This is a genomic window from Anaerostipes faecalis, from assembly GCF_018982945.1.
Lineage (GTDB): Bacteria > Bacillota > Clostridia > Lachnospirales > Lachnospiraceae > Anaerostipes > Anaerostipes faecalis.
The window spans coordinates 57498-77062 of the sequence record NZ_JABRXE010000010.1; the positions used below are offsets into that span (position 1 = coordinate 57498).

Annotated in this window: 18 protein-coding genes; 3 read left to right on the top strand and 15 right to left on the bottom strand. The window is 36.3% G+C overall.

Annotation, left to right across the window (positions count from 1 at the left end):
• Window positions 1–23: 23 nt before the first annotated feature.
• The 8 genes from cysK to KTB61_RS10705 form a co-directional block, all read right to left on the bottom strand.
• A complete protein-coding gene (gene cysK, locus KTB61_RS10670; RefSeq protein WP_075758541.1) occupies window positions 24–926 on the bottom strand; it encodes a cysteine synthase A in 903 nt (300 codons plus the stop codon).
• Window positions 927–939: 13 nt separating this feature from the next.
• Window positions 940–2013, bottom strand: a complete 1074-nt coding sequence (locus tag KTB61_RS10675; RefSeq protein WP_083638219.1) for an endonuclease/exonuclease/phosphatase family protein — start codon at window positions 2011–2013, stop codon at window positions 940–942.
• Between the two features lie 11 nt (window positions 2014–2024).
• Window positions 2025–2777 (bottom strand): exodeoxyribonuclease III, encoded by a 753-nt coding sequence (locus tag KTB61_RS10680; RefSeq protein WP_216697471.1) that lies wholly within the window; start codon window positions 2775–2777, stop codon window positions 2025–2027.
• A complete protein-coding gene (locus KTB61_RS10685) occupies window positions 2778–3644 on the bottom strand; it encodes a DMT family transporter (RefSeq protein ID WP_216697472.1) in 867 nt (288 codons plus the stop codon).
• On the bottom strand, window positions 3644–4201 hold the full coding sequence (gene efp, locus KTB61_RS10690; protein ID WP_216697473.1) for an elongation factor P: 558 nt from the start codon (window positions 4199–4201) through the stop codon (window positions 3644–3646). The genes KTB61_RS10685 and efp overlap by 1 nt, the downstream gene beginning before the upstream one ends.
• A gap of 62 nt (window positions 4202–4263) precedes the next feature.
• Window positions 4264–5448, bottom strand: coding sequence for an iron-containing alcohol dehydrogenase (locus tag KTB61_RS10695; RefSeq protein WP_075758537.1), 1185 nt, complete (start codon window positions 5446–5448; stop codon window positions 4264–4266).
• A 78-nt stretch (window positions 5449–5526) separates the two neighbouring features.
• On the bottom strand, window positions 5527–6306 hold the full coding sequence (locus KTB61_RS10700; protein WP_075758536.1) for a shikimate kinase: 780 nt from the start codon (window positions 6304–6306) through the stop codon (window positions 5527–5529).
• Window positions 6307–6394: 88 nt separating this feature from the next.
• Complete coding sequence (locus KTB61_RS10705) at window positions 6395–7285, bottom strand: LysR family transcriptional regulator (RefSeq protein ID WP_216697474.1); 891 nt, start codon at window positions 7283–7285, stop codon at window positions 6395–6397.
• A 128-nt stretch (window positions 7286–7413) separates the two neighbouring features.
• Here KTB61_RS10705 and KTB61_RS10710 point away from each other — a divergent pair, with 128 nt between their 5' ends.
• Window positions 7414–9402, top strand: a complete 1989-nt coding sequence (locus tag KTB61_RS10710) for an oxidoreductase (RefSeq protein ID WP_075758534.1) — start codon at window positions 7414–7416, stop codon at window positions 9400–9402.
• Window positions 9403–9493: 91 nt separating this feature from the next.
• On the opposite strand, the gene KTB61_RS10715 is transcribed toward KTB61_RS10710, so the two are convergent.
• The 7 genes from KTB61_RS10715 to KTB61_RS10745 all read right to left on the bottom strand — a co-directional run bounded on the left by KTB61_RS10715 (window position 9494) and on the right by KTB61_RS10745 (window position 16228).
• Window positions 9494–9991, bottom strand: a complete 498-nt coding sequence (locus KTB61_RS10715) for a YqeG family HAD IIIA-type phosphatase (protein ID WP_075758533.1) — start codon at window positions 9989–9991, stop codon at window positions 9494–9496.
• 357 nt (window positions 9992–10348) lie between these two features.
• Window positions 10349–11359: a TRAP transporter substrate-binding protein gene (locus tag KTB61_RS10720; protein WP_075758532.1), complete on the bottom strand. Its 1011-nt coding sequence runs from the start codon at window positions 11357–11359 to the stop codon at window positions 10349–10351.
• A gap of 1 nt (window position 11360) precedes the next feature.
• Window positions 11361–12659, bottom strand: a complete 1299-nt coding sequence (locus KTB61_RS10725) for a TRAP transporter large permease (protein WP_075758531.1) — start codon at window positions 12657–12659, stop codon at window positions 11361–11363.
• Entirely contained in the window at window positions 12647–13147 is a 501-nt protein-coding gene (locus KTB61_RS10730) for a TRAP transporter small permease (protein WP_075758530.1), read from the bottom strand. The genes KTB61_RS10725 and KTB61_RS10730 overlap by 13 nt, the downstream gene beginning before the upstream one ends.
• A 196-nt stretch (window positions 13148–13343) precedes the next feature.
• Window positions 13344–14105, bottom strand: a complete 762-nt coding sequence (gene aroD, locus KTB61_RS10735) for a type I 3-dehydroquinate dehydratase (RefSeq protein ID WP_216697475.1) — start codon at window positions 14103–14105, stop codon at window positions 13344–13346.
• Window positions 14106–14133: 28 nt separating this feature from the next.
• Window positions 14134–15318 carry an MFS transporter gene (locus tag KTB61_RS10740; RefSeq protein ID WP_075758528.1) on the bottom strand — a complete coding sequence of 395 codons (1185 nt, stop codon included), beginning with the start codon at window positions 15316–15318 and terminating at the stop codon, window positions 14134–14136.
• A 34-nt stretch (window positions 15319–15352) separates the two neighbouring features.
• Window positions 15353–16228 (bottom strand): shikimate dehydrogenase, encoded by an 876-nt coding sequence (locus KTB61_RS10745; protein WP_075758527.1) that lies wholly within the window; start codon window positions 16226–16228, stop codon window positions 15353–15355.
• A 206-nt stretch (window positions 16229–16434) separates the two neighbouring features.
• Here KTB61_RS10745 and KTB61_RS10750 point away from each other — a divergent pair, with 206 nt between their 5' ends.
• Window positions 16435–17325 carry a LysR family transcriptional regulator gene (locus tag KTB61_RS10750; RefSeq protein WP_216697476.1) on the top strand — a complete coding sequence of 297 codons (891 nt, stop codon included), beginning with the start codon at window positions 16435–16437 and terminating at the stop codon, window positions 17323–17325.
• A 132-nt stretch (window positions 17326–17457) separates the two neighbouring features.
• Complete coding sequence (locus KTB61_RS10755; protein WP_216697477.1) at window positions 17458–19455, top strand: oxidoreductase; 1998 nt, start codon at window positions 17458–17460, stop codon at window positions 19453–19455.
• Window positions 19456–19565: the final 110 nt, after the last annotated feature.

Sequence of the window (19565 nt, forward strand, 5' to 3'; positions counted from 1 at the left end):
CTCCTTTCGGATATCTATTCTTTTTAAACTAACCCAACACTGAAATAACGTTCCGCACGATCTGGAAGAACAGTTGCAATTACCTTGTCTTTCCCATATTTTTCTGCCATCTTTTTAGCTGTATAAATATTTGCACCTGATGAAGTTCCACAAAGAATTCCCTGGACTCTCGCCAGTTCTCTGGCTGTATTTATGGCATCTTCATCAGATACTTCTACAACTTCTGAGATGATATCTACATCAAGAATTGCAGGAATAAATCCATCACCGATTCCCTGAATCTGATGCAACCCTGGTTTCTGACCAAGAATTGCTGAAACACCTTTTGGTTCTGCAGCGATAATTTTTGTATCAGGATTTTGTTCCAAAAGATATTTTGCCATACCGGCCATAGTTCCTCCACTTCCGATTCCGGAAACGAAAATATCCACTTTTTGACCAATCTGCTCACATAATTCTCGTGCTGTTGTTTTATAATGTGCTTCTGTATTGGCAATATTTTCAAACTGCTGCGGCATAAAATACTCATCAGAAGAATTGGCGATTTCCTGGGCTTTTCTGACAGCACCATCAACATTTTCTTCTGCCGGTGTAAGAACCAGATCTGCTCCAAGTGCCTGAATCAGCTTCCTGCGTTCTTCACTCATATTTTCCGGCATAACAATCATAACTTTATATCCCATTCTAATGCCGCAAAACGCCAAACCGATTCCAGTATTTCCTGATGTTGGCTCAATAATCGTCATCCCTGGTTTTAATCGTCCCTGCTTTTGTGCTTCCTCCAGCATATTCTTTGCAACACGGTCTTTGATACTTCCTCCCGGATTTAAGAATTCCGCTTTTGCAAATATTTTATATCCCATTGTTTTTTCAAAACTTATGAGAGGTGTATTTCCAATTAAATCTAACATACTTTCCACATACATAAAAGAAAGCCTCCTATTTCAATTTTATCTTAATCTGTACCGGATTATGGTCACTGTTTTTAAAATCTTCATTTAATGTAGTCACATTACAAATTTCCACATTTGGTGAAACAATAAATCCATCTATAACATAAAACTGTGTCTTTTCATCTTTTCGGTCATATGGTCGATTTAAAAGCCTGCATGTTGGAAAACTGTCATCCGTCGCAAACTTCCAGCCATTTTGAAAAACAGCTTCATCAACTTCTCCTGCCTGGAAATTCTCATCATCCCATATTGGATATTTTCTTTGATCTACCTGCTGAAATGTCTGATTAAAATCACCTCCAGCAATAACGTAATTTCCTTTATCGTACTCCTTTTGAAGAATTTCTGCCAGTATTCTGGTCTGTGCTTTTTTTCCACTTCCATTATCATATGCTTCTAAATGCAGATTTACAAAAACAACTTCCTTTTGACTTCCATTAATCGGAACCCTCTCCATAAGAAGACATCTTTTCAGCTGGCATACTCTCAATGGCCATGAAAAAGGTGTAGGCAAAGAGTATCTTACAGCTTCTGATACCTGAAAGCGATTCAGCGTAACAAGACCTGCATCCACCTGACCGATCGTCGGCATAGGATATGGAATATAATCACAGAGAAAATTCCTTGCATATGCCCAGTTTCCTTTCCATCCTTTTGCAAGTGTATTAACTTCATTTATATGATAGGATCTTTTGGAATTCTTATCGATTTCCTGTAAAAAAACAACCTTTGAATTAGTCTTTTTTATTACGTCTTTCATTTGATTCAAATTATTTTGAACCAGTATCCTGCTTTCCGGACGGACATCTTTCCCTCCATCCATAAAGAAATCCTCTGTTTCACTTAATGCACCATAACCCACATTCCATGTCAAAACAGATATCTCCTGATCTTTTTTTAACTTTTCACCTGTCTCCTGATTTTTTATCTGGATTATCTCTTTCCGTTCGGGTTTATACTCCCTAATAGATAAATATATCAGCATAGTCCCAAATACAACTACTAGCGATATTGCAATAACCCCGATTCCACAGAAAATATTTCTGAGCTTGTTATTCACTTTTTGCCTCCTTAAATGAAATCAAGTTCAATAGGACAGTGATCAGAGCCCATAACATCTGTCAATATTTTAGCATCCTGCAGTCGATCTTTTAAAACATCTGAAACAATAAAGTAATCAATTCTCCATCCGGCATTATTCTTCCGTGCATTAAAACGATAAGACCACCAGGAATATATTCCTTCTTTGTCAGGATAAAAATATCGGAATGTATCAATAAAACCGGCGTCCAGAAAAACAGTCATTTTTTCTCTTTCTTCATCTGTAAATCCGGCATTTTTTCTATTTGTCTTTGGATTTTTCAAATCAATTTCTGAATGCGCCACATTAAGATCTCCGCAAACGATAACCGGTTTATCTTCTTCTAGTTTTTTTAGAAAACGCAAGAAGTCTTCTTCCCATTTCATTCGATACTCCAAACGTTTTAATTCACTTTGAGAATTTGGTGTATAAACTGTAATAAAATAGTAATCTTCAAATTCAAGGGTAATAACTCTTCCCTCATGATCATGTTCTTCAATTCCCATTCCATAGGAAACAGATATAGGCTTGATTTTTGTAAATATCCCGGTCCCGGAATAGCCTTTTCTTTCGGCATAATTCCAGTACTGATCATATCCTTCCAGATCAAGTTCCAGTTGTCCTTCCTGCATCTTGCTTTCCTGTATACAGAAAATATCTGCATCAGCTTCATGAAAAAAATCCAGGAAACCCTTTTTTACACAGGCACGAATTCCATTAACATTCCATGAAATAAATTTCATCTAGTCTCCTCCCCGGTTTTTATTATAAATAAACATCACGACGGCAGCACCTACGATGGCTACATATCCAAGGAAACTCCATCCATCCGGAATCTGTCCAAAAAATATCAACCCCAAAACTGCAGAAAAGATAATCTGTGTATAATCATACACAGAGATTTCTTTTGCCGGTGCATAAGTGTAGGCAGCTGTTATTCCAAACTGTCCTCCTGCCGCTGCAAGACCGGTCAGCATCAGATACAAAAGCTGCATCGGTGAAATAGGCTTGAAATCTACAATCATAAACGGAATACATGACAACATGGAGAAAGTTGAGAAGAAAAATACGATCATCGGACCTCTTTCTCCTCTTAATCCAAGTTTCCTGACACAGGTATATGCCAATCCTGCAAACATTCCACCCATAAATCCTATAAAAGATGCTCCGAGAGATCCAGAAGCAAAGGATGGTTTTACAATGAACATGCTTCCAACAAACGCAGTAACCACGCAACAAAACTGAGGTATGGTAATACGTTCTTTCAGAATAAAATAAGAAAATACTATAACAAAAAACGGCGATAATTTATTCAGACAGGAAGCATCTGCAAGCAGCATATGGTCCACTGCGTAAAAGTTGCAGAAAATACCTAAGGTCCCAAAAAGGGACCTTAGAACAAACCAATGTAAATTCTTTTTTTGTAAATAGAACTTCTCGCCACTGCGCACCAGCATTATAAGGGCAATCACAGCTGCAACAAGATTCCTGAAAAAGCTTTTTTCAATCGATGGTAAATCACCTGCCAGCTTTAGAAAAAAACTCATAAGAGCAAAAGAACATGCTGACAGAATGATACATATGATCCCTCGGTTCTTCTGAGCAGACATTATACTCTGGAAGAATATTCTCCGGTTCTTGTATCGATTTTTAACGTATCGCCTTCGTTAACAAATAATGGAACCATAACTTTAGCACCTGTTTCTACGATACATGGTTTTGTAGCTCCCTGTGCAGTATTTCCTTTTACTCCTGGTTCACATTCTGTAACCAGAAGTTCAACAGAAATTGGTGGTTCAACCTGGAATGGTGTTCCTGCATGAGAAACGATGGTAACATTTTCATTTTCTTTAACAAATTTCATTGAATCTTCTGCTATAGATTTTTCAATGGAAATCTGATCAAATGTTTCATTGTCCATGAAATAATATAAATCTCCATCATTATACAGATACTGCATTTCTTTTCTTTCGATATGAGCTTTCTTAAATTTCTCATCTGGACGGAATGTATTTTCTACAATTGCTCCAGTTTTGATATTTTTTAATTTAATTCTAACGAATGGTGATCCCTTTCCAGGTTTTACATGCTGGAACTCAATAACTTCGTAAATTGCACCTTCGTATTCTATTGTCTGTTTATTACTTATCTTTCCTGCTAATATCATTTTTTTATTCGTCCTCCTTCATAATCTTACATTATTTTATAATAAATGTAGCTTAGATTCAACTATTTATTTGACAGTTTATAAATTTCGTACATATCATCAATATCACATGTTTTGAAATTACCAATGGTTCTTGTTCCTTCATAAGAGCATCCATAAGCCATCTTATGTACTTCTTCATCTGTTTTCAGCCCGATTTCTTTCGCTTCACTGAAACATGTTGGCATATCCAAAGATTTAAAATATGCTACAGTTTTAGCAATAGCCTCCTTTGCAGCTTCTTTCGGATCTTCTGTATCAATACCCCATACTCTCTTTGCGTACTGAGCAAAACGTTCTGGCTTTTCAGGATACACATAAGTTGCCCAGGCACCCCATACAGCAGATAAACTTGCTCCATGGGCAATATCAAATTTGGCACTTAATTCATGTCCAAGCTGATGAACTGCAAAGTCTGTAACGGCTCCAAGACCTGTCAATCCATTGTGAGAAAGACTTCCTGCCCACATGATCTCACTCATGGCGTTATAATCATGTGAATCGTTGATCGCAATTGCTCCGTTTTTAATCACTGTTCTCAATAACCCTTCAGCAATTTCATCTGTCATCTCATTATGTTCCGTTTTTGTAAAATAACGATCCAGTGTATGCATCATAATATCAACAACTCCACATCCAATCTGGTATTTCGGAAGTGTATAAGTCAGTTCAGGATTCATAATTGCAAAAACCGGGCGGTTTAAGTCCGTACTCAATCCTCTTTTGATCTTTGTCTCTTCATTTGTAAGTACTGCAGAATTGCTTGTTTCGCTTCCTGCTGCTGCAAGTGTTAACACAACACCTACAGGAATTGTTTTTTCAACTGTCTTAACTCTTGACCAGAATTCCCAGATGTCTGTATCTGGATTTGCAACACCATGAGCCACTGCTTTAGAAGTATCAATAACACTTCCACCGCCAACAGCAAGGACAAAATCTGTTCCAAAGTCTTTTGCTTTTGCCACCGCTTCTCTGGCAAAAGATAATCTTGGATTAGGTTTTACTCCTCCAATAGTCATATAATCTATGCCTGCCTCTTTTAGCGCATCTGTTACTCGATCTAAAAGTCCGCTTTTAACAACACTTCCGCCACCATATACTACAAAAACTTTTGATGCACCATATTGCAGAGCAAGATCTCCTACCTGCTTCTCCGTTTCCTTACCAAAAACAATTTTAGTCGGTGTATACTGAGTAAATGAATGCATATTTTTCCCTCCATTTCTAAATAAAATATAGTTACCAATGAACAAATTCAAGAACTCTCAGATATTCCTGATAAATCATTAAACTTTTCTAGTTAATTTCACAACAATCTCTTCTGCAATCTCTTCAACAGTCTTTTTATCTGTATTAACAATCACATCGGCTGCAGCTTCATATTTGGGGCGTCTCTCCTCCATCATTTTTGAAATAAACTCTGTATTTTTATTACCACGAAGCAGCGGTCTGTCATCATTGTCTCTGACACGTTCTAGAATAATCTCTGGAGAAGCTGTTAAAAGTACAACTTTTCCGTTCTTTTTCATTTCTCTGACATTTTCGTCACGAAGAGCGACCCCTCCTCCACAGGAGATGATCTGATTATTTTTCTTCTGAAGTTCAATCAAAAGATTTGTTTCACAGTTCCGGAAGTAAGTCTCTCCATATTCCTCAAAAATCTTATTTATGGACATCCCTTCTTTATCGACAATTTCCTGATCCATTTCGACCTGAGGAGATGCCAGAATCTTACTTAAATAATCAGATACTGTACTTTTTCCTACACCCATAAAACCAATCAGCAGAATATTATGGGTAAATAATGTTCTTGCCTGAATACGACGGCTGTTTTCAACAATATAAGTAAAAATATCAAGAATCTCATCCTTATATGTATTATCACTAACATGGGTCAACAACATCTTTCGTTGTCTTTTTTCCTGTTCTGGCTGCAAAATCGGCAAACCGTTTTCTTTTTTGTAGACCATGATTTCTTTAATGATATCCATTCGTTCCTCTAAAACAGAAACAATTTTCTTATCACAAATATCCAGTCTCTCTCTGATTTCATCTAACTGATTCATTGCTGTTTTTCCTTTTCTATTTATCTTTAAGTGCCAAATAGACACTCCTTTTTTAAGTATATCATAAGCGCTTGTTATTTTTCAATTATTATCCTTTTACTGAATAGTTATTTTTAACAAACTCCACAAACTCTTCTGCAACCGGTGCAAGATATTTCTTCTTTAAAGTTACCAGATAAATATAACGATGGATTTCCGGTGAACTGATAGGAATTACTGATACATCCATCGTATTTAAAAGCGGGATATTAGGAACAATGGCAATACCAAATCCTGCCGCCACAAGTCCCGCAACCGTAGAATCTTCTTCTCCTTCATAAGCAATTTTGGGATAACCCTTAACTTTTGAAAACAACTGGTCAATCACATTTCGAAGTCCACTGTTTTTGGAAAAATAAATATAATCATACTGGGTTGTATCCCCAAGATTTACCGATTTCTCATCTGCCAGCGGGTGGTCCTTTGGAGTAATCAGCACAAGTTCTTCTTCTGCAACCGGAATGAAATCAAGATTTTCCTCATCCTTTATATAAGAAGAGAAAACGAAATCGTATTTTCCCTCTTTCAAACCTTGTATAATTCTTTTTGTTGTCCCCTGTCCAAAAGAAAACCGGATATGATTCTCTCCTTTCTTCTCCATATAATGATTAATAACCTGTGGAATAAAATGGCTTCCCAGAGTGTAAATATATCCTATATCTATATAACCTCCGTCAAGTCCCGATGCTTCTGTCAAGATTCGTTTTCCTTCATCCAGCATAGCCAATGACTGTTCCACATACCTTAAAAACAGCTGCCCATATTTTGTTAATTTTGCATTTCTTCCCTGTTTCTCAAAAAGCTTCACTCCCAGCTCACCTTCAAGGCATGATATGGCATGACTCAGGCTGGGCTGCGTAATAGAAAGATTATCTGCTGTACGTGTATAATGTTCTTCTTTGGCAAGTGCTCGAAAATAATACAAATGATTTAAATTCATAACCTTTTCCCTTTGAATCTATCAGTTTTCTTTATAGATAGTATAGCATATTCTTCATTGCATTTGTATACAAACCTTGTTATAATTATTATTAAGAAATTACAAAACGATTTGGAGGAATCATAATTATGGCAGCAAAAAATTTTCGTAAATTATTTGAACCTTATACAGTAAAATCCATGACTTTGAAAAACAGAATCGTCATGACCCCGATTGGAACAAATTTTGCTGAACATACTGGTGAAGTAAACGAAAAAGTTATTGAATATTATAAACAAAGAGCAAAAGGTGGTGCCAGCCTTATTATTATTGAAGGTACCAGTGTCTATTCTCCACAGGGTGCAGCTGGATCTTATCAGCTTCGAATTGACCATGATACTTATATTCCTGGACTATACAGACTTTGTGAAAAAGTTCATGAATATGGTTCTAAGATCAGTATTTTATTAAATCACGCAGGCGCAGCTGCAAATGGACGCTTGACAAATATCCAGCCCGTTTCTGCTTCAGATATTCCATCAAGTGCAGATGGAGATATTCCAAGACCTTTGACAACAGATGAAATCTATACTATCGTCGATAAATTTGCACAGGCTGCAAAACGTGCTGTTACAGCTGGTTTTGATGCTGTTGAAATTCAGGCTGGTCATGGTTATCTGTTAAATCAGTTTCTCTCTCCTCTTACTAATGATCGTACAGATGAATTTGGAGGTTCAAAAGAAAACCGTGCCCGCTTTACAACTTTGGTTTTAAAAGCTGTTCGTGAGGCAGTTGGTGAAAATGTTCCTATCTTTTTAAGTATCAGTGCTGATGAACTTGCTGAAGGCGGAAATACATTAGACGATACAAAAGAAATCGTCGAATTTTTCAAAGATTATGTAGATGTGTTCTGTGTATCTGCCGGTCTTACATGCTCTATCCAGTATCAGAATGATGCTGATTACCTTCCTGACGGATGGAAATCCTATATGGCAAAAGAATTGAAGGAATCCACCGGAAAGCCATGTCTGACAAGTGGAAATATTCGTGAACCGGAAATTGCCAATCGCATTCTTGAAGATGGTGAAGCCGATCTGATCGCTATCGGACGTGGATTGATTGCAGATCCTGAATGGGTCAATAAAGTTCAGTTTGGAAACACCGATGATATCAACCGCTGTATTTCCTGTAACAATGGATGTACTGCAACATTAAGTGATGAACCAATTCGTTGTACTATCAATCCGTCTATTGTTTCTGGTGAATACTACAAGAAACATACTTTAAAGAAACCTTGTAATGTGGTTGTTATTGGTGGAGGAACCGCCGGACTGGAAGCTGCATGTACCGCGGCAGAAGTTGGATGTGCAACTGTACTGATTGAAAAAACAAACCAGCTTGGCGGTCTTGCAAGACGTGTTGGTAAGATGCCTAACAAACGTCGTCTTGGTTACTTCCCTCAATATCTGGAACATCGTGCATCAAAACTTAAGAACTTATTTATCTGTAAGAATATGGAAGCATCCATCGATCTTGTTGAAGGATTCAAACCGGATATCGTTGTCAATGCAACAGGATCCAACCCTCGTCTTCCAGACATCAAAGGTTTGAAAGATAATCTTGCAGCTAAAAATGTATCTACAATTTTTGACCTTGTTGATAACGTTGATTCTTATGAAGAAGATCTGTCTGGAAAGAAAGTTGTCATCATCGGTGGCGGAAATGTTGGTCTGGATGTTGTTGAATTCTTTGCTCCAAGAAAAGCTGATGTTACTATTGTTGAACAGAAAGCTCATTTTGGAGAAAATCTTGATTTTATCACAAGAACCGGATCACTTGCAATGTTAAGCAAATATGGAGTTCATCAGTATCCAAATGCTTCTCTTCTGGAAGTAAAGGAAAACAGCTTCATTGTAAGACATGATTATAAAGATCTTGAATTAGATTTTGATTTTGGATTTATCTGTCTTGGAATGGAATCTGCAACTCCTGCTTTGAAAGAATTATATGATCACTTTATTTATGAAGGAATCGAAGTTCTTAATATTGGAGACAGTGCTCAGACACGTCGTATGATCGAAGGTGTAAAAGAAGGACGAGATATTCTCCTTGCTTTAGAAAGACAGAATTTTATTTAGAATTTGATTGATATAAAAGTGAAAACCGTTGGAATTTTAATGAATTCCAACGGTTTTATTCTTTTTACTTATTACTCAATAAAATCAGAGTTTATTTCTTTCTTCGATATTGCCATAAAACTATTTTTTCCAGATATCGTTTTAATACAATCTGTATCTCTTCTTTTGGATGAATCGGTTTCACCAGAATACTATGAATTCCTGTTCGATTTGCTCCATATACATCTGTGAACAACTGATCTCCAACAAACAAAGTATTATTTTTATTGGTCCCCATCTTCTTCATTGCTTTCTGGTATCCTTTTACACTCGGTTTATTGGCCTTATATATATAATTCCGCCCTCCTACATCCTGGCAGAATTTCTTCACACGAGGTTCCTTGTTATTACTGGTAAAACAAAACTCAAAACCTATATGTTTCAGCTTTTGAAATAAAGCTTTGGCTTTGTCATCTGCTGGTGCATTATGTGGAACCAATGTATTGTCAACATCAAAAATCACTCCACGATAGCCTTCCTGATAATATCGTTCAAAATCAATGTCATATGTACTTCTTATATCCTCAGATGGATAAAATTTCTGAAACATTACTTATCTCCATTCTTTCCCTTTTATTTCTTCATTTTATAACAGTATGCTTTATTGTGCAATACAAATTAAAATTTATTCTTATTTGTAGCAAAACGCATGTCACTGATTGTAACATGCGTTTTTTATTTCATTAGGAAAAATCTGTTATTCTAAAGTGTAAAAATCTTTCCAGCTTTTCAAGACTCGCTTGCGAGTCTTGGCGCGGAATTCGGGTCTGCATAGCAGACATACTTCCAATCCGAATTCCTGCGCATCCTCGCGGAGCGTATATCAGATGGGGGATTGAAACCCGCCACTGATACATAATTGTTGCTCACCGCCTACAGAGGCGGGAGTCATCCCTCATCTGATATATTATTTTTCATTTAAGTATGCTTTCACAATATCATCTGAGACACTTTTTCTGATACTTTCATAAACACCAGATGCCTCTTTACGAATCTGTTTTTGTGTCTTCTCATCCAGCTTTATAATTTTTGTTCCACTGTCTTTAATAATTTTCATTCGATCCGCAATTCTCGCATCAGATGTTTTTCTCGCATAAACTTTTGCTGTTTCAGATGCTTCATCAATGATTTTCTGCTGCTCTTTGGAAAGACTGTTGTAAAATTCATCGCTAACGATTAAAGAAATATAATGAGGCAGATGATTAGTTTCTACCACATAATCCTGTTGTTCATATAATTTGCTGGATACAATAACTTCATATGGATTTTCCTGTGCATCAATGGTTCCCTGCTGTAGTCCAATATAAACTTCGCTGAAGGTCATAGGTGTTGGATTTGATCCTAAAGATTTCCAAAATGCCAAATGATAACTATTTTCCATAGTACGAATTTTCTGTCCTTTAAAATCACTAATATCTTTCACTTCTTTATTCGTTGACATAACACGGAATCCCTGATCAGCATAACCAAGCAATTTATATCCGCCTTTTTCATACACCTTTTCCATTTTACTATAAAACAGAGGGTTATCAACAGCTGCTCTGGCATCTTCAATATTGGAAAAAGCACTTGGCAAATCAAATACTGCAGTATCTGGCAAAAATGTTACCTGAGGTGCTGTATTCTGCACGACAAAAGGAATATCTCCATCTTTACAGCTTTCCAAAAGTTCTCGATCTCCACCAAGTGTACTATTGGGATATACTTCTATTTTCATTTTCCCGTTACTTAACCTTTTTACTTCCTGAGCAAATTTTTCTGCATAGATCTGCGTTACTGTATCTTCCGGACTTGAAGTTCCCAGAGGCCATGCATATCTTTGTACTTCATCTGAAGATTGCTTTTGCTTGCATCCTGTCATTCCAAATACCAGTGCAACAGTACAAAGAAGTACAAGTCCTTTTTTCCATAATTTCATCTTATGCACCTCCTAATAATACAAGACTAATCTGAGGAATAAATGTAATCAGCAATAACGCAACCAGAAAACAAATAATTAAAGGCAATGCCTTTTTGGCAATTTCCATCACCGGGATATCTGTCAAAGATGAGGCCACAAACAGATTAACTCCAATCGGAGGGGTAACAAATCCAATGGCAAGGTTAACAACCATCATAATTCCAAAATGAATCGGATTCATTCCAATAGCAGTAGCAATCGGTAATAAAATCGGTGTTAAAATCAGGATTGCCGGTGTTGTATCCATTACCATTCCTACAATCAGCAGGAAGATATTAATAACAAGAAGAACAATAATTTTATTGGTAAAGTTTCCTAAAATCCATTCACTAACGGACTGAGGTACTCTCATCAACGTTAAAACTCTGGAAAATGCAACTGATGCTGCCAGAATAAATAAAATCGGTGCATAAGTTCTGACTCCTTCCACCATAACCTGCCACAAATCTTTTACCTTGATAGATTTATATACAAACAGACTTACTGCCACAGAGTAAAATACAGAAATAACTGCTGCTTCTGTAGGCGATGCAACTCCTGAATAGATACATCCCAAAATAATTACAGGACTTAATAAAGCAAAAAAGCTTTCTTTAAATACTTTTAAAAATCCCTTCTGATGAAGCTCATCTACTGCTTCACTAATTTTTTCTTTATCTTCACCATGTATTCTGCAATAAAAAACTGCATAGAGCATTAGTAAAAGCCCTATAAAAACTCCAGGGACAATTCCTGCAATAAACAGGTCACTGACAGATTCTCCAGATGCCATTCCAAACATAATAAACGGAATACTTGGAGGAATAATGACTCCAAGTCCTCCGGCTACTGCAACAATGGATGTAGCAAATACTTTGTCATATCCAAGTTTTACAAGAATCGGAATTGTCATACTGCCTACTGCCGCCACTGTTGCAGGAGCGGATCCTGAAATTGCTCCATAAAACAGACAGGTAACAATAACTGCACATGGCATTCCTGCTGTTAATTTTCCTATAAAATAAACAAATACATCAAAAATCTTTTTTGAAATTCCACCTTTTGCCATAATCATTCCAGATAAAACGAACATTGGAACAGCAAGAAGAGGAAAACTATCAATTCCACCTAGCATAGATCTAATAACAAACTGTCCACTGGCAGTAAATGATGGATCAAAAGCTCCAGGGAGCACAGATACAATTCCAAGACCAATGGAAATAGGTATCGCAATGATTAAACATACAAAAAAGATAATAAATACAACTAATGCTGACATTCTTCTTCCCCCTTATCTTTCTTTATTGCAATACGGAATTCTATGATCCATCGCTGAATAATACGAAATGCAACTAAAACAAAACTTACCAACGGTGCTGCCTGGATATAATACATTGGAATTCCACATGCGGGACTTACCTGTCCACTTTCAAATGCACTTTTTAAATAAAGTACTGCGTACGGAATTAAATAGAAGAACAAAGCCAGTTCAATAGTATGATTAATTACTTTAAAAATTGCCTGTCCTCTTCTTGAGAACATTCCAACAAACTGTTCGATCTTAATGGAAATACATTTTCTCGTACAATAACTGACACTGATAAATCCTGACCAGATAAACAAGTATCTGGTTATTTCTTCAGACCAAGATAATGATGCACCCAGAGCATATCTTGCAAAAACCTGAATTCCCATAATCAGGGTCATAGCTATAAGCAACATAACCATTAAAAATTCTTCTAAATTTTCATCAAGCCATTTTAACATCTTTTTCCTCTCTCCCTTTTTGAAAAAAATATCATTTTCCAAAAAGTTATTCTTTTAACAACCATACATAATTATACTAGGAATATGCAAACAGCACAAATAAATCCTATCTATTATTTCCATAATATTTCTCTATATATTCAAAAGAGTCAGCACTGCTTGCTGACTCTTTCAAGTCGATTTAAATACATGGCCCTTAAAGACTTTTATGTAATAACTCTAATACTGTCTTCAAATCATCAACACCCATCTGTCCTGGTGCAGATGCTTTTTTCGCAGCACCAAAAGTCAATGCTGAACCAAACACTTCTCCACAAAGGCGGCTGATTACACCTGTTCCTGCCATAGACATTGTAATAATCGGACGATCTGCATATTCGTTGCTCACTTCTTCTGTTGCAGCCAGTAATGTGAGAACATCTTTCTTATTCTGAGGCATAACAGCAATTTTCGGAATATCAGCACCTAAATCCTGCATTTTACGAAGTCTTCCTACAATATCATCTTTGTCTGGAGTTTTATCAAAGTCATGATTAGATGCAACTACTTTAACACCACATTCATGTGCAGCTGCAACGATATCTTTAACAATATCATCTCCAGTAAATACTTCCACATCCACAAGATCTACATATCCTGTTTTAGCTGCTGCAATATTTAATTCTTTATATGGTTCGGCTTCAATTGCTTTCTCTCCACCTTCTTTAGATGTACGGAAAGTAAAAAGAATTGGAGTATCACCTAAAGCATCTCTTAAATCTTTTAATACATCCTCAACCTTAGCAAAATCAAAAACACCTTCAAACCAGTCAACACGCCATTCCACAACATCTACCGGAATGCTGTCAAATGTTTTTGCCTCTGCAATAATTTCATCTTTTGTTACACCAACGATAGGGACACAGATTTTTGGTACCCCTTCGCCGATTTTAATATTTCTTACTTCTACCGGATTCATTGACAATACCTCCTATTGTCTTACTTTATTATTCTGCATCAACATTCTTCAATAATGTACCATATCTCATATTTACAAATAAAGCAAGTACCACACCAATAATAGTAATTACAAGATTCATAACGATTACCTGACTAGATGTCATTTTTGCTGCTGCTGTTAAGATTGTATAGTTACACAAGCTGGATGCAATCATAACTAAACTTGTAATTGTACCTTTGATTTTAGGGAACAGGTCATTTACAGTTGCTGTAGCCATCTGAAGAACTCCACCAGCTGCAGAATAACCAATAACAAATGCACCAATATAACAGATTACAGGTGTTTTAATCACATATACAAGAGCAAGCATCACTACAGAAATTGCCGGATAGATTACCAGGAAGCGAACCTGTTTAAATTTTGTAATTAATAAACTTGTAACTACCAGTGCTACCATTGTTCCAGCAGAATAGTATGTCTGCATAACAGATACGGATTCTGACGGGATTTTGGCGATTTCTGTTCCAAATGTCTGAGCACAGTTTAACCATAACTGGAATGTAGCTGTACTTGTAAAACCAATTAAGATCAATGCAATACTTTCAATAGAGAAATTTGCATTTTTAATATTCTGAATCAGTGATTCAGATTTTCCACTTTCAGATGCTGCTGGGAACGGTGCAAAAATTGCAAGGATTCCAAGAACTCCGATTGCAACACCTGCTACAACTGGAAGCATCAGGTATGACAGGCTTGATCCGGCAACAACACCTAAGAAGAAAGGCATCAGTAACTGTGCAATAGAAATAAAGAATTTGATTCCCATTGTTGCAATCCCTGTATATTTATCAATAATTTCTGCAACTGCAGGATATGTCGCAGTATCCAGGAATGAGTTAGCGATACCACCAAGAACTGCTGCGATGTACGCAATTGTTGTGTTTGGTGAAAATGCAATTCCCACTAAGAAGATCACGTAAGAAGCACATCCGATGATCACTGATAAACGACGTCCTAATTTGTCAGATAAAGGTCCTGCAAACGGAAGGGAAATCAGACGTCCTAAACCTAAAGCTGCTGCAATGGATGTAACTGCCATAACATCAGACAATCCCCACTGGGCTGCCAGCATTTCTTTTACTACCTGCTGACTTAAAATGGAACAACCGATTCCATGGATAAAATAGTTTAAATATAAAATTAGGGCACTTGGTAAATATTTTTTATTCATTATTATTTCCTCTCAGTAAATATTTATCTTATTCTTAATCGTATTTAATATCTAATACTTCTTTCATATGATCAATTGGCATATGTTTTCCTGTCCATAAATGGAAAGCTGCATCTCCCTGGAATAACATCATTCCAAGTCCATTCATTGTTTTACATCCAACTTCTTTTGCCATTTTTAATAAAGCAGTTTCTCTTGGAGCATAGATTGTATCTGTTACAATGAGGTCTGGACGGAAGAAAGATTTATCAGGTACAACTGACTGTCCTTCTAATGGCTTCATTCCAACACCAGTTGCCTGTGCAAATAAATAACTGTCTGCAATTTCTTCTCTTAATTTTTCTTTATCATCCAAATCATAAAGATTAACGATACAGTCAGTGTTAGCACGAATCTTTTCAACTGTCTTTTCCGCATTTTCCCAGAATTTATCTTTAATATTAAAGATTGACATTTCTTTGACACCATCTAATGCTGCCTGGATTTCAATTGCTGTTGCTGCACCACCGGCTCCTGTGATTGTCATTTTCTTACCAATCACATCAATATCATTGTCTTTTAAAGACTGCATATATCCGATACCGTCTGTAATATGTCCAATTAATTTTCCATTGTCGTTGACAATTGTGTTAACTGCTCCTGCCATTTCAGCTGCTGGAGATAACTCATCAAGATACTGTCCTACAACTGTTTTATTTGGCATAGATACATTAGAACCTACCATTTTTAAAGCACGAAGCCCTTTTACCGCATCTTCCAAAGTATCATTATCAACTTCAAATGCAAGGTATGCATAGTCAAGTCCTAAAGTTGCAAATGCTTCATTATGCATTGCTGGTGAGCTGGAATGTCTGATTGGATAAGCCATTAATCCAATTAATTCTGTATGACCTGTGATTCTTTCTGCCATATTTTTTCTCCTTATAAATTCTTTATAGTTTGTTGTGTTCACCCAAAAGTTAATTTTTTAACAACCTTATGGCTATATTATACATCACTTTTATTGATACTTCTAATATATCTTTTGCAAATAATTGATAGTTTTTTGCTATTAATCGTGTTAAAATATTATTAGATATTCACATTATAATAAAGAAATATTTTTCTGGAGGAGTTATGAATTTAAATCAATTATATTATTTTCAAAAAGTTGCTCAATTACAGCATTATCATCAGGCTGCAACTGCATTAAATATATCCCAGCCAAGTTTAAGCCGGTCTATCGCAAATCTGGAAGATGAACTTGGAATCCCTTTATTTAAAAAAAACGGACGTAATATTAAACTGACAAAATATGGGCAGATTTTTCTTGAACATGTAAACCGGATTCTGGAAGAAATAAAAGTTGCCGAAACAAAAATGAAAGCTTTATCAAATGCTTCTGGAGGACATATTGATATCGGTTATGTGTTTCCTCTGGCAAAATCTTATATTCCTCATATGGTTCGCAACTTTCTAAATACTGAGCAGAATAAAGATGTCACTTTTTCTCTTAATCAGGATATTACAAAAAAACTCATCTCCGATTTAAAGTCCGAAAAATATGATATTATTTTCGGATCTTATGTTCCCGATGAACCTGAAATTGAATTTATTCCTATTATTAATCAGGAAATGGTTATCATTACCCCGGTAGGACACCCTCTCAAAAATAAAAAGCCTATTATATTAGAAGATTTGTTAGATTACCCTGTTATAGGATATGATCATACTTCTGGTCTTGGACGATTTACCAATTCCATTTACCGGCAGAATCACATGAAACCTTCCATTGCCTTTGAAACCCCAGATGAAAATGCCATTGCTTCCCTTGTAGCTGAGGATTTTGGTATTGGATTCGTCGCTCATGTAGAATCTTTACGTGACTATAATGTTGAAATTCTACATCTGGCTAACGTAAAACCATACCATACAGTTTACATGGCATATCTGAAAAATTCTATAATGCTTCCATCTGTCCAGAATTTCATTGACTTTGTTAAAAAAACCATAGATAGATTTTATTGATTTCTCACAAAATATCAATTTGTTAAATATTTGTCTGGATGGTATAATACAGTCATCATTAAAAATCACACCCAAATTTAATGATAACAACCTCACTTATGGAAGATGTAATTATTTGGAGGTTTTTATTTTATGAAATGCAATTATAAGAATATTTTTTCACCACTAACCATTAAAACAATGACCATGAGAAATCGTATTATGATGACTCCTATGGGAACCAACTATGGTGAACAGACTGGTGAAATGAGTTTTTTACACATTGATTATTATACAGAAAGAGCAAAAGGCGGCGTTGGATTAATCATGGTTGAAAATGCAAGTGTTGACTCTCCTGTTGGATCAAATGGTACAACACAGATTCGTATCGATCATGACAATTATATGCCTCGTTTCTTTAAATTGTGTGAGACAGTACATTCTCACGGTGCATGTATCGGCCTTCAGTTAAACCATGCCGGAGCATCTGCACAATCAAAAAGAACAAATATGCAGCCGGTTTCTGCTTCTGATATTCCATCAAAAACCGGTGGAGAAATTCCTCGCCCTCTGGAAAAAGATGAAATTATAGCTATTGCAAAAAAATACGGTGAAGCTGCTGCACGTGCACAGGCTGCCGGATTTGATTGTGTTGAGATTCATGCTGGACATTCTTACTTAATCAGTCAGTTTCTCTCCCCTACAACTAATAAAAGAACCGATGAATTTGGTGGATGTCCAGAGAATCGCGCACGTTTTGCAAAATTAGTTATAGAAGAGGTCAGAAAACATGTCGGACCTATGTTCCCGATTTTTGTCCGTATCAGTGCAGATGAGTTTGTAGAAGGTGGTAATACTTTAGAAGATACTTTAGAACTTCTCTCTTATTTTCAGGATGAAGTGGATGCTTTTGATGTATCCGCCGGATTAAACAGTTCTATCCAGTACCAGATTGATGCAAACTATTTAAAAGACGGATGGCGTTCCTATATGGCAAAAGCTGTCAAAGAAAAATTTGAAAAACCTTGTGTTACCATGGGGAACATCCGTGATCCTCGTATCGCTGATGATATTCTTGGTCGCGGAGATGCAGATATTATCGGTATGGGTCGTGGACTGATTGCTGATCCTCACTGGGTAAAAAAAGTTGCCACAGGACGCGAAGATGAGCTTCGTAAATGTATCTCCTGTAACATAGGATGTGCAGGAAACCGTATTGGAGTTAACCGTCCAATCCGTTGTACCATTAATCCAACTGTTAACTCTGGATTTGATTATAAAAAGAAAAAAATAAATAAACCTTGTAATGTTATTGTTATTGGTGGTGGAACTGCCGGTCTGGAAGCAGCTTGTACTGCAGCAGAAGTTGGCTGTACAACATTCTTATTTGAGAAAGAAGATCATTTAGGTGGATTATCTGTTGAAATTTCAAAGATTCCAGACAAAAAACGTCTGGGAGACTTCCCAACTTACCTTATTAATCGTGCTTCCAAACTGACTAACCTGTTTATTTTTAAAGGCCAGGAAGCTACTTTACCACTGATTCAGGCATTACATCCAAATATTATCGTAAATGCAACAGGATCTAATCCTTTACTTCCGCCAATCAAAGGTCTTCATGATCATATTGACAAAGAAGGTTCTAAAGTATCGTCTATTTCAGGAATGATTAACAATCTTTCTAACTATCCAGAAGATTGTTCCGATAAGAAAGTTGTTGTTATCGGTGGTGGAGCTGTAGGACTTGATGTAGTTGAATATTTCGCCCCAAAAGGTGCTCAGGTTAGTATCGTTGAAATGATGCCACAGATTGGAAAAGATCTTGATCCTGTATCTAAAGCAGGTACCACTGCTTTAATGAATAAATACAATGTTAAGCAGATGCCAAATACTGCTCTTTGCCAGGTTAACAGTGACTGTTTTGTTGTAAAAGCAGATGGAGAGGAAAAAGAACTTCCATTTGATTATGGATTCGTGTGTCTTGGTATGAGAGCAAACACTCCAATCCTTGATGAAATTCGCGAAGCATTCTCTGACACAGACGTTGAAATTCTCAACATCGGAGACAGCGTTCGTGCAAGAAGAATCATTGATGGTGTGCAGGAAGGACACAACATTTTAAGTACTCTTGCAGACCTTGATTATCTGTAAACCTTCAATATAAATACCATTTAAAAAAGGACATGATTCAATCATGTTCTTTTTTCTTTATAAATTTTTTCTCTTGACCTTATTCTTGTTTCATTTTATAATATCAAATG

What these genes read in the sequence shown, in the direction of transcription:
- KTB61_RS10750 (WP_216697476.1), top strand. Translation starts at nt 16,435, where the DNA reads ATGAATTTAAATCAATTATATTATTTTCAAAAAGTTGCTCAATTACAG.
- KTB61_RS10715 (WP_075758533.1), bottom strand. Translation starts at nt 9,991, where the DNA reads ATGTTTCAGAAATTTTATCCATCTGAGGATATAAGAAGTACATATGAC.
- KTB61_RS10710 (WP_075758534.1), top strand. Translation starts at nt 7,414, where the DNA reads ATGGCAGCAAAAAATTTTCGTAAATTATTTGAACCTTATACAGTAAAA.
- KTB61_RS10700 (WP_075758536.1), bottom strand. Translation starts at nt 6,306, where the DNA reads ATGAATCAGTTAGATGAAATCAGAGAGAGACTGGATATTTGTGATAAG.
- KTB61_RS10695 (WP_075758537.1), bottom strand. Translation starts at nt 5,448, where the DNA reads ATGCATTCATTTACTCAGTATACACCGACTAAAATTGTTTTTGGTAAG.
- KTB61_RS10680 (WP_216697471.1), bottom strand. Translation starts at nt 2,777, where the DNA reads ATGAAATTTATTTCATGGAATGTTAATGGAATTCGTGCCTGTGTAAAA.
- cysK (WP_075758541.1), bottom strand. Translation starts at nt 926, where the DNA reads ATGTATGTGGAAAGTATGTTAGATTTAATTGGAAATACACCTCTCATA.
- KTB61_RS10730 (WP_075758530.1), bottom strand. Translation starts at nt 13,147, where the DNA reads ATGTTAAAATGGCTTGATGAAAATTTAGAAGAATTTTTAATGGTTATG.
- KTB61_RS10685 (WP_216697472.1), bottom strand. Translation starts at nt 3,644, where the DNA reads ATGTCTGCTCAGAAGAACCGAGGGATCATATGTATCATTCTGTCAGCA.
- KTB61_RS10755 (WP_216697477.1), top strand. Translation starts at nt 17,458, where the DNA reads ATGAAATGCAATTATAAGAATATTTTTTCACCACTAACCATTAAAACA.
- KTB61_RS10720 (WP_075758532.1), bottom strand. Translation starts at nt 11,359, where the DNA reads ATGAAATTATGGAAAAAAGGACTTGTACTTCTTTGTACTGTTGCACTG.
- efp (WP_216697473.1), bottom strand. Translation starts at nt 4,201, where the DNA reads ATGATATTAGCAGGAAAGATAAGTAATAAACAGACAATAGAATACGAA.
- aroD (WP_216697475.1), bottom strand. Translation starts at nt 14,105, where the DNA reads ATGAATCCGGTAGAAGTAAGAAATATTAAAATCGGCGAAGGGGTACCA.
- KTB61_RS10705 (WP_216697474.1), bottom strand. Translation starts at nt 7,285, where the DNA reads ATGAATTTAAATCATTTGTATTATTTTCGAGCACTTGCCAAAGAAGAA.
- KTB61_RS10740 (WP_075758528.1), bottom strand. Translation starts at nt 15,318, where the DNA reads ATGAATAAAAAATATTTACCAAGTGCCCTAATTTTATATTTAAACTAT.
- KTB61_RS10745 (WP_075758527.1), bottom strand. Translation starts at nt 16,228, where the DNA reads ATGGCAGAAAGAATCACAGGTCATACAGAATTAATTGGATTAATGGCT.
- KTB61_RS10725 (WP_075758531.1), bottom strand. Translation starts at nt 12,659, where the DNA reads ATGTCAGCATTAGTTGTATTTATTATCTTTTTTGTATGTTTAATCATT.